The organism is Bacillus sanguinis, from assembly GCF_018332475.1.
In the GTDB taxonomy this organism is placed as follows: Bacteria; Bacillota; Bacilli; order Bacillales; family Bacillaceae_G; genus Bacillus_A; species Bacillus_A sanguinis.
The window spans coordinates 26,972-38,597 of record NZ_BOQB01000097.1 but is presented as its reverse complement, the minus strand read 5'-3'; the positions used below and the strand labels follow the sequence as shown (position 1 = coordinate 38,597).

Sequence of the window (11,626 nt, the reverse complement as noted above, 5' to 3'; positions counted from 1 at the left end):
AGGAGAACAAATACGATGAATAAAAGAGTATTAAAAGAATTTGCAGTCTATGCCCGCAACGAACTTCGTGAACAAATCGCATTACGAGCACAAGCCTTTGGGATCACTCCCGAGGGCTCTCCGGTGCTTGTAACAGGTGCGGATTATATAGAAATAAAAGGAAATAAATATCCAGCTGCTTATAAAAACAGCATTCAAAAATTGTTAAAGGAAGTTGAAACAAAAGGCTACGATAATGTAATTGAGGAAGTAGCATATACGTGGTTTAACCGTTTGATTGCAATTCGTTATATGGAAGTACATAACTATCTTCCATCAAAAGTACGTGTGCTTTCTAGTGAACTGAAAGGGAAAGTTGATCCAGATATTTTAACGGAGTATCAATATACGGATTTGCCAGTGAATAAAGATGAAGTAGCTTCTTTGTTAGCGCAAGGGAATCGTGAAGAGGCATTTCGTAAGTTGTTAGTGGCACAGTGTAATGAATTAAATGAAATGATGGATTTCTTATTTGAAAAAGTTGCGGATTATACAGAACTGTTGTTACCGGAATCTTTACTTCATGCAGACTCATTGATTAATAGGTTGGTTAGTAATTTAGAAGAAGGCGATTTCCAAGAAGTTGAGGTTATCGGATGGCTTTATCAATTTTATATGTCAGAGAAAAAAGAGCGGGTTGGTGGACTTAAAAATAATGCCGTGAAAAAAGAAGATCTGCCTGTCGTTACTCAATTATTCACACCAAAATGGATTGTGCAATATATGGTACAGAACTCTTTAGGCAAACTGTACGATGAGTGGAAGCCAGGGAACGACCTTGCAAAAGAGTGGGAGTACTATCTAAAATCTTCTGAGAAATTACCTATTCCGGATGTTGAAACTTTGGAAGAAATAAAGATAATTGATCCCGCATGTGGATCTGGTCATATTTTAGTATATGCTTTTGATTTACTATATGATATGTATCTAGAAGCAGGGTACTCAGAACGTGATATTTCAAGATTAATCATTGAAAAGAATTTGTATGGTCTTGATATTGATAAGCGTGCGGTACAAATGGCTAGCTTTGCACTGATGATGAAAGGGCAAGAAAAATATCGCCGTTTCTTAAAAAGGGCCAATGATATAAAGGTGAATATTCATGAATTTATTGATAGCGAATCAATATCTGAGGAAGCATTCTCTTTTCTAGCTGAAAAAGTAGGAGATGTAAGTTGGATTACTTCTTTACAAGAACAATTTGAAAATGCAAAACAATTTGGCTCACTTATAACTCCTGAAGGGTCGGCCTCTCTATATGGAGAAACTATTAAGTTAATCGATTCTTTTAATTTAGATTCAACAGATTTGTTAGAGGAAGCTTATATAATAGAGCTGAGAGAAAAGTTAATTCCTTTACTTCAGCAGGGATATTTACTAGCTTTGCAGTACGAAGTGGTAGTTACAAATCCACCGTACCATAATAAATATAATCCTTTTTTAAAGAAGTTTATGAATGATAATTATAAGGAATACAAATCAGATTTATATTCAGCCTTTATATATCAATGTAGTCAAATGATTGTGAGTAACGGTTTTACAGGATTAATGACGCCGTTTACATGGATGTTCATTTCAAGTCATGAAAATTTAAGAAGATACATCATTAGCAATCAGAGTATATCAAGTTTAATTCAATTGGAATATTCAGCGTTTACTGAGGCGACAGTTCCTATTTGTACATTTGTAATTCAAAACCAAAATGAATCTCCACTAGGTGAGTACATTCGATTAGAAGAGTTTAAAGGTGCAAATATGCAACCGATTAAAGTAAGAGAGTCTATTAATACTATAGTTGACTATCGTTTTACTGCTAATAGTAAAGAATATGAAAAACTATCTGGTTCGCCTATTGCTTATTGGATAACAAAGAATGTACGAAGTGTATTTGAAAACAATTCAAAATTGGGTGAGATAGCAAGACCAAAACATGGTATGTCTACGGGGAAAAATAGTGAGGTACTTCGTCTATGGTTCGAGGTGGAAATGAACGATATTCAGATTGCAGCAGAAAATGTTGAGGATTTTAAAAAACAAATGAAGAAATATGCTCCTTACAATAAGGGAGGGAAATTTAGAAAATGGTATGGGAATCAAGAATATGTCATTCGGTATGATGCATATGGAAGAGAACTGATGAAAACATTTCCTGGACACAGACATGATAATCCGTCGTACTATTTTCAGGAAGGGATTACATGGTCCTTTATTAGCTCATCTGCTTTTGGGGTACGCTATTCTCCAAAAGGGTTTATTTTTGATGTTGGAGGATCTAGCCTGTTTCCCAAAAATGATGAAGTTAAATTGTTATTAGGACTTCTAACAACAAAGATTGCTTATTATTATCTATTAATAATGAATCCGACCTTGAATTTCCAAACTGGAAATATAGCTAATATTCCTATTCCTAATTGGGATAAACATCGTTTTTTGATAGAGAAAATGGTTGATGAATGTATTTCTATCTCCGGTGCTGATTGGGATTCCTTTGAAGTATCGTGGAATTTTACAAAAAATCCATTATTAACCTATGAAGGGCGATCTAATAATTTAGAGCAATGCTATACAAGCTGGGAGAAACAAACTGAAGACCAATTCTACCAACTTCAACAAAAAGAAGAAGAACTAAATAAAATTTTCATTGAACTATACGATTTGCAAGATGAATTAACACCAGAAGTACCAGATGAAGAAGTAACAATCCGCCGTGCTGACCGTGTACGTGATACAAAGTCATTTCTATCATATTGCATCGGTCTCATGATGGGGCGTTATTCACTAGATGTAGAAGGCCTAGCATATGCAGGTGGGGAATGGGATGCTAGTAAGTATAAAAAATTCCAACCTGATTCAGATGGTATCATTCCATTAACAGATACAGAGTATTTTGAAGATGATGTTGTGACTCGTTTACAAGAATTATTGGTTATTATGTTTGGACAAGATACTCTTGCAGAGAACCTTCGTTGGTTAGCTGAGTCACTTACAATGAAAAATAATGAAACGCCTGTTGAGCGTCTTCGTCGTTATTTCTTTGATGAGTTTTATAATGATCACTGCAAGATTTATCAAAAACGTCCAATTTACTGGATGGCGGATTCAGGTAAGAAGAAAGGCTTCCGTGCATTGTTCTACTTACATCGTTATACACCAGAAACATTAGCGACAATGCGTTTCTCTTATGTGCAGAATCTACAAGAGAAACTGAACCAGGAACAAAAACGTTTAGAACAAGATCTTGTAAATCCGGATTTAACAGCTGTGATGAAGAAGCGATATAATAAGCAGTTAACGACAATTAAAGCGCAGCAAGATGAGTTAATCGACTTTGATAAGAAGATGGCTGAACTTGCAAATCGACGTATTGCACTTGATTTAGATGATGGAGTAGTTGTAAACTACAATAAGATTGAAAGCGTGCTTGCGAAGATTAAATAATAAAAAATGGATAGAGCATGCTCTCTATCCATTTTTTTATTTGAGTTGTTTACAATCGTCCTATTCTTTTTTATTCTAAGAGTTGGACAATAAGTTTAGTGAAAGTTGGTGACTGATGAATATCATAGAAGAGTTACTTCGACTGTTTCATCAACAACAGGAAGAAAATAATAGTACGAACCGTTCACTGGTGTTTTGGTATGATGCACAAAGTGAAGGGCGTGATGTGACTGAAATAGAAGCAGCACTCAAACGTGAAAATATTCAATTGTATTATTTAGACGAACATAATGCTTTCCGTACAAAGGTTTTATTGGAAAGAGAGGATACGGATAATTCATATTTAATTTATGCTCCATTTCCAAAACCAGAGGATCGGGAAAATTTTTTATTAGATATTTTATTATATAGTGGAAGTTACGGTGAGTTTCAAGCTGATGAGGTTGCGATTCGTATGAAGGAATTGCGTTTGGATCATCTTGCGATCCGACCATTTTTAGAAGAACATACGAAGTTCTTTGATAATAAGCAGCGTGTAGCGAAGTTTCAAAAATTACTTCCTAATAAGTCGACAGTTGAGCAAGTAAAGCAAACGATGCTGGCTGTTTTATGTAATGCTAAAAGTATTACGCCACAAGATATTTTAAAAAGTGTTGTAGCTGGTGGAAGCTTATCTGATACAAATGAAATGCTTGAGCAAGTTGCTAAGTATTTGGATACAGAAGTATTTTATACGTTCATAGAAGAGTATTTCGGGATGTCTAAAGAAGACAATAATCGTCTAGCTCAAATTATAGAGACGATTGTGTTCCAGCATTATGCTGCATACTTAGATGAGAAGTTATTAGCATTTAAGTATGAGTCAACAGTTCCGAATATATGTAAAGTGTTTGTTGAGGATTGGTTAAAGTCTGAAGAAAGAAATGTACTAGAAGGAATTTTAGATATATTAGAACAAAAGTGGAATGTAACACAATCAGTGGATCAGTACACGTATCAAGCTTTTCTTCGATGTGACACGTTTGCAGTAGTAGAGCGTAAAATTCTTGATGTGTTACATGAGCTCCTTCTAAATGAAACAATAGTGATAACAGAGTGGAAGAGTATTTTAACTGAGCGAAGTAAGAGTTATTGGTATAAGACTCGTTTTCATAAGGAGTATGAACTATTAGAAAAGGCACTCCGTTTGTATGAGTGGAAAGATGTATTTGAGCGTAATGACATTCCGAAGAATGAAGTAGAATGGGTTACGGTTTATACAGATAAATATTATAATATCGATCAAGCGTATCGTCATTTTCAAGTACATTATGTAAATGAGCCTAATTTAGATAAATATAGTGAGCTATTGGAGCGATTAACGTTTTGGTATGAGAATCGATATTTAGTAGAGTTAGGTCGTTATACAGATGAGATAGTAGAGGCTAAATTAAAAGCGAACTGGCCAATTACTGATGTAATGCAGCAGAAAAACTTTTATCGCTATATGATCCGTCCACTTGTGGAAGGTTCTAGAGAGCGTATTTTTGTAATTATTTCTGATGCACTTCGCTACGAGATTGGAGAAGAGTTAACAAATAATTTTAGTCAGCGATTGAATACAGAAGTAAGGTTACTTCCTATGCAAGCATCACTGCCGACGTATACACAACTCGGGATGGCTGCGTTGTTACCTGGAAAGATATCTGATATTGCAAGTGATGGTACTGTATATGTAGATGAAATTTCTACAAAAGGGTTGCAAAATCGAAATAAGATTTTACAATCGCGTGAACCAGATTCTGTTGCATTAAAAATGGAAGAGTTCATTGGTTTAAGTAAGGAAGACGGTTTAGGATTTATAAAAGGAAAACGTGTTGTCTATTTATATCATGATAATATCGATGCGATTGGTGATTCGGGTAAAACAGAAGGTTATACGTATGAGGCTGTTGAAAATACGATAGAACGTGTAAAGGTTGCTGTTCGAAAGTTGACTGGTACGTATGACGCTGGACGTATTTTTATTACAAGTGATCATGGGTTCTTATATCAATCTTCACAAGTAGAAAAACATCAGAAAACAGAAAGTATAAAAGGTGATGTTTTCGATAGTAATCGTCGATTTGCTATCGGGAAAGATTTAATAGTGCCTGAAGGAACAGTAAAGATTTCTTTAAAATATTTAGGGCTAGAACAAGAAGCGGTTATTACGAAAGGATTAAATCGCTTTACTGCTGGTGGTGGACTACGCTTTGTTCACGGAGGAGCAATGCCGCAAGAAAGTATTGTGCCTTTAATTGAATATCGCCAATTAAAAGGGAAAGCACGTAAGATAGAGAAAGAACTTGTAGATGTTCGAGTTACTTCTATTCAAAAAGTAATTACAAGTTATCAATTTATCGTACCATTTTTCCAAGAAGAAAAAGTATCAAATGAGTTATATCCACGAACATTGCGTGCAGCATTTTATCGTAATAATGAACGGATTTCAAATGAATTAACAATTTTGTTTGATTCTAAAGGAGCCGTAGTAGAGCGTCAAACAGATGCTGTATTTCATCTGCTAGAAGATCGTTATAAAACAGGTGATGTTTGTGTACTACGTTTAGAGGATGTTTCGGGACGTACGACAGAAGTGTACAAAGAAGAAGAGTTTGAACTAAAGTTATATAGTATTTAATAGGTTAAAGGCCTTCCGATTATTTCTAATATTGGGAGGCCTTTTCTTTTTGCTATAATGAAATATAGAAATGTTATTGGTAGGAGGAGTCTTATGTTAGAGGTAGGCGATATTGTTAAAGGATCGTTATGGCCTGAAATAGTAGAAATAAAGAAATGTGAAGATATACAAGGAAGTTTTTATCGTGTTGAGGCATATGGAAAAGATAGTAACCAGTACTATCAAGTAATTATGCTCCCAGAACAGTTGCAATCAATTGAAAAATTGAATGATTTAGCCGGGGAAACTTTGTTATCGCCAAAACAATTACAGCGTTATATGTTATATCGAGAACTTTTGATTGATCGGAAATTTTCTAAGTCACGTGCATTAGGAAATAAAAATATTCTGCCACTTCCACATCAAATTGAAGCAGTTTATGGGAGGATGCTTCAGGTGCCAACTGTACGTTTTCTACTTGCAGATGACCCGGGAGCGGGGAAAACAATTATGGCAGGGATGCTTATTCGTGAATTAAAGGCAAGAAGAAGTGCGGATCGGATTTTAATTCTTGTTCCTCCATTAGTATTGAAGCAGTGGCAGCAAGAGCTGTATGAAAAGTTTGGAGAAGAATTTACGATTGTGACGCGTCATACTTTAAAGGAATACAGCGGTAAAAACCCATTGGTTGAACAGACCTGTATATTAACTTCTCTTTACTGGGCATCACGAGATGATATTAAAAGCCTTGTGATGGAAGCTGATTTTGATTTAGTTATTGTAGATGAAGCTCATAAGATGGCGGCTTATACAATAGGTAATAAAAATAAAAAGACGAAGCGTACAAAGATATATCAATTGGGAGAAGGGATTCTTAGGAATAGTGAGCATGCTCTGCTGTTGACTGCTACTCCTCATAAAGGAGATGTAGAAAACTTTCGCCATTTAATGAAGCTGATTGATCCGGATATATTTTCTTCTATTGGGATTAAAGAGACGCTACGTGATAAAACGAACCCATTTATTATTCGGCGCTTAAAAGAAAGTTTGAAGCAATTTGACGGCACCGCTCTATTTCCAAAACGTACAACAAAAACAATTAAATATGATTTATCAGATAGAGAACTAGAACTATATGAGGCTGTGACAGAGTATGTAAAGATGCATTTTAATCGTGCTATGAATCGAGGGAATAACAGTACCGCTTTTGCAATGATGCTATTACAAAGAAGGTTAAGTTCTTCTATAGAAGCCGTGCATTTATCATTAGTACGTCGCCATCAACGATTGGTAACATTGTTAGAAGAGATGGAGAAAAAACATGTTGATCTTGAGGATATATCTGTAGAGGATTATGAAGAAGCAACATTTGAAGAGCAAGAACTATTAGAGCAAAACAGTGAAGAAAGTATAGATACGATTGATCCGGGAGAGCTGGAAGTAGAGATTACAGAATTAGAACGCCTTATTCATTACTCGAGTGATATTCGCCAAAATTGTGTTGAACGTAAATACATAGAGCTTGAAAATACGTTGTTTGGAACGGATGGCCTTTTGCAAAAAGGAGAAAAAATTCTTATTTTTACGGAATCAACAGATACGCTGCATTATTTAGAAAAGCGTCTTAGTGCACATGGATTACGTATTGCTAAAATTATTGGGAAATATTCTATGGATGAAAGAAGAAGACAGGTGGAATTTTTCCGAAGTGATTATCCGATCATGCTTGCAACAGATGCGGGTGGAGAGTCAATTAACTTGCAGTTCTGTAATCAAATGGTGAACTATGATATTCCGTGGAATCCAAACAAGTTAGAACAACGCATGGGACGTATACATCGTATCGGTCAAAAGAATGAAGTGTTTGTTTTTAATTTAGTAGCAGGCAATACACGTGAAGGGGATGTGCTACATACTCTTTTAGTAAAAATGGATAAAATGAAAAACGATTTAGGACAAGATCTTGTATATGATTTTATAGGAGATCGTCTCGAAGATCGGATGATAGATTTGCCTACACTTATGCAACATGCAGTTTTGAACCGGGAACAGTTAGAAGATATAAAACGAGATGTGAATCAAGTTTTATCGGAGGAATATGAGGAGTTATTAAAAGTTGCTCAAGAAGAGCGGCTTGCAATGGATAGTATTGATCTACCTGGTATGCAACGTGAACAACAGGAAATAGCCATCCAAAAGGTTCCGATGAGAGTATACGCAGATTTTACTGCTAATACATTAAGTGATTATAGGGTTAGAGTATATCCATCGCAAAATGATCAAATGTATCGGATTGATAGAATTCCGAAATCAATTCGCGAATTTGCGAGAAAGCATCGTATCCCGTTGAAAGGGAAAGAGGAGTCTTATCGTTTTACAAGCAAGGAAGAGTATATAGATGAAACGGTTTCTTTAATTCAAAACGATAATCCGTTGTTTTCTTTAGCAATCAAGCTTATGAAAGATGAGATGGAGGGAGTAACAATTGTTACTTATGAAATCCCAATTTCAATTCAAGAGAGACTTGAAGTTGAAGGATATGAAATTAGGATAACAGATGGAACCGGAAGAGAATTGCATAAAGATATAGTATATTTTGCAAAGCGAGAAAATGGAGAGGTAATAGAATTAGATTCATATTGGTTATATGGTTCTTCATTTGATACAGCGATTCAAAAGGAAGAAGAAGGAACTCATTTACTTATGCAGGCAATGGATCATGTGATGCAAAAGCGAGAAGAGTTCGTCATAAGGAATGAAACCCAGCTGAATAAAAAAATACAATTTTTACGTCGTGCGTTTGATTCGCAATATCAAAATACGATGGATAAGTTGGAGAAATATCGCAATGAAAATGTAGATAATCGTAATTCAGCATTGATTAATCAGATGAAAGCACAGCTACTCGACATTGAAGACCGTCGTAAAAGTCGTCTTGAAGAAGTAGAAAGAGAGAGAAACGTAAACGTTATGCCTCCGTATAAAGTGATGCAAGTAACCTTAGTACCGGATAAAAAGAATATTTCTCGTCTTATATCAAGTGATTATACAGAATTGATTAATGAGTATGAGGGTAATAATCAACGTAAGAATGTTAAGACATATTCCAGCCTATCAGTAGTAGATTTTATGAGTGAAGATGAAAATGGAAATATACGGTGTATCATTTTAACAGCGGATGAAAACTTTATTTTATCAATCAACCATCAACAAGATTTAGAAGAATTGCAGTTCGATATCTTCTTATATGTAATACAAAATAATCAAGTTGTAAAAGAATGTAAGTGGAATGGACGATAAATAAAATGAGAGCCCAAACAATTCAAATCTTCTTACTAAACGGTTCACCAAGAAGTATTCGTATGGCAGAATTTACAAGTGGAATTACCCAAACGATTGAATACTAAGAAATAAATTAGAAGACGCAAAGGGTAAAGAAATGTCAGGCGTACATTAGATGAGTGAAAGTGTCAAAACTAGTAGTGTAAGTTAGAAAGGAAGAAGAATCATGAGTAAGTTAAGTAATACTCTTCGTATGATCGAGCTTCTTCATGGACGGGGAAAAATGAAAATTAGCGAACTTGCAGAGGAGCTTGAAGTTAAGGAGCGCATGATTCGCATCTATCGAGATGAACTTGAAAAAGCAGGTATCTTTATTGAAAGTGAAAGGGGGCGCGGGGGTGGATACTATATTTCTAACACCTCCCTATTCCCAATAAAAAACTTGTCTCATAAAGAATTGCGTGCGTTAACTTTTGCGATTGAACAATTACTCTCGAAAGGAAATTCTATTTATTCAGGTGATGCACAAGTAGCGTTAGATAAGCTGAAAGCATTACGAAAATTGGAGAAAGATCGAGATCGGCACATTTATTTTGTACAGCGATCCAGACCAAATTATGAATTTTCGGATGAAAATCGAAAATATATACAATTACAAGAGGCCTTTGGAGCAAGATGCAAAGTGAAAATTCAGTATGAAAAACGATCTGGTGAAAGATCAGAACGTATCATTGCTCCATATGGATTTGTACATTACAACGAATTTTTCTACTGCATTGCCATGTGTGATCGTAGAAAAGATACACGTATGTTCAAATTATCCCGAATAAAAGATATTCGAATTATTTATGATACATATCAAATCCCTGAGGGATTTGATATTCAAAAAGAGTTTCCTAGGTTCGGTATTATGAAGGAGCCGCTAGAGGTAGAGTTACTTATACATCCACCATTTTCTGTATCCGTACCAGAATCCATTTGGGGAGACAATCAAATTATAGAACATAATCCGGATGGTAGTATTCGTTTTCATGCAACAATGAGTGGGAAAGAATCTATAAAGAAATGGATTCTTGGTATGGGAGCGGCTGTAGAGGTAATAAAGCCTGATAGTTTAAAGGAAGATATTATTCGGGAAGGAAGAAAGTTGCTAAAGTTATATGGAAAGTAACATGAAATATGTTTAAGGAAGTTTATATATAATAATAGATTTTATAGAGCTCCAATTATCCATTAAGAGTTATGGGTGATTGGAGTTTTTGTATACAAAAAAATTCATAAATAAGAAATATTGTAATTATGTGACGTTATAATTACCGGAAAGATTGCTAATATAGAGATGTGGCAATGATTATATTAAGAAAAGGAGAGTAGGATTATGCAGGATATGAAGTTGTTTTTGTTTTATTTATTTTTGATCGTAGTAGGAGGGGGAATATCTTACTTTCTTATAAATAAAGTGATTCTCCCATTTTTAGAGAAAATTGGGGAAATAAGTGCAAGAAGATTAATAAGGATGTCAAAGCGAATAATTAAACGTGTTTTAATTGTATTTGAAGTGTTGATTATCATAGCAACACTGATATTAATCTATTTTATTTTCCAGATTATTATTGGGACGGAAATAGAAAAAATGAAATGGTCAATTTTAAGTGTAGTATGTGCTTATCCAATATTTGTTGTAATAGTTAGTAGGATTAAGTTGGACGTAGAAAAAGAATTAGGCACTTTTAATAGTGTTATTCAAAAAATGGTATCCAAGATTAATAAAAAGAATTATTTAATAAACAGATTGGATATCTTATTTGGGAAAACAACACTTAGTTTAATGATTCATATCACAATAATATGTGTGTTGTTCGCTGGAGCAGTCAATTTTGAACATATGCCATATCAAATTTACTATATAGTAATCATTATATTGCCAATTTCCTTAATAACTTTTATTTACTTTACCGATCGCGATTTGGTCTCGCAAAATATGAGAAGAATACTTAGTTACTTCTTATTAATGATGATAGCGCTTGGAAAAGGATATAACGATTTTAAAATTTTGATGGGAATAGATACTCCTAATCAATTTAACGATTATTTAGTATTTCTTTTTTTGACAGTATTTATTGCAATGGATAGATTAATAAAAAGTATTGTGGATGATTATATTGACTATCATAAAACAGAAGAAAGTACAGATTCAGGTGAAAAAAACTAAAGCTTTTATTTGAT

Annotated in this window: 5 protein-coding genes; all 5 read left to right on the top strand. The window is 34.5% G+C overall.

Features of this window, described 5'->3' with window-relative positions:
- Positions 1–15 precede the first annotated feature (15 nt).
- A complete protein-coding gene (gene pglX, locus KI369_RS12460) occupies positions 16–3,477 on the top strand; it encodes a BREX-1 system adenine-specific DNA-methyltransferase PglX (RefSeq protein ID WP_212956142.1) in 3,462 nt (1,153 codons plus the stop codon).
- Between the two features lie 115 nt (positions 3,478–3,592).
- Positions 3,593–6,139: a BREX-1 system phosphatase PglZ type A gene (gene pglZ, locus KI369_RS12455; RefSeq protein WP_212956141.1), complete on the top strand. Its 2,547-nt coding sequence runs from the start codon at positions 3,593–3,595 to the stop codon at positions 6,137–6,139.
- A gap of 93 nt (positions 6,140–6,232) precedes the next feature.
- The gene (locus tag KI369_RS12450) at positions 6,233–9,418 is read left to right on the top strand and encodes a DEAD/DEAH box helicase (RefSeq protein WP_212956140.1); all 3,186 of its coding nucleotides are present in this window, start codon (positions 6,233–6,235) and stop codon (positions 9,416–9,418) included.
- Between the two features lie 208 nt (positions 9,419–9,626).
- Positions 9,627–10,571, top strand: a complete 945-nt coding sequence (locus tag KI369_RS12440) for a helix-turn-helix transcriptional regulator (protein WP_212956139.1) — start codon at positions 9,627–9,629, stop codon at positions 10,569–10,571.
- A 207-nt stretch (positions 10,572–10,778) separates the two neighbouring features.
- Entirely contained in the window at positions 10,779–11,612 is an 834-nt protein-coding gene (locus KI369_RS12435) for a hypothetical protein (protein ID WP_238484917.1), read from the top strand.
- Positions 11,613–11,626: the final 14 nt, after the last annotated feature.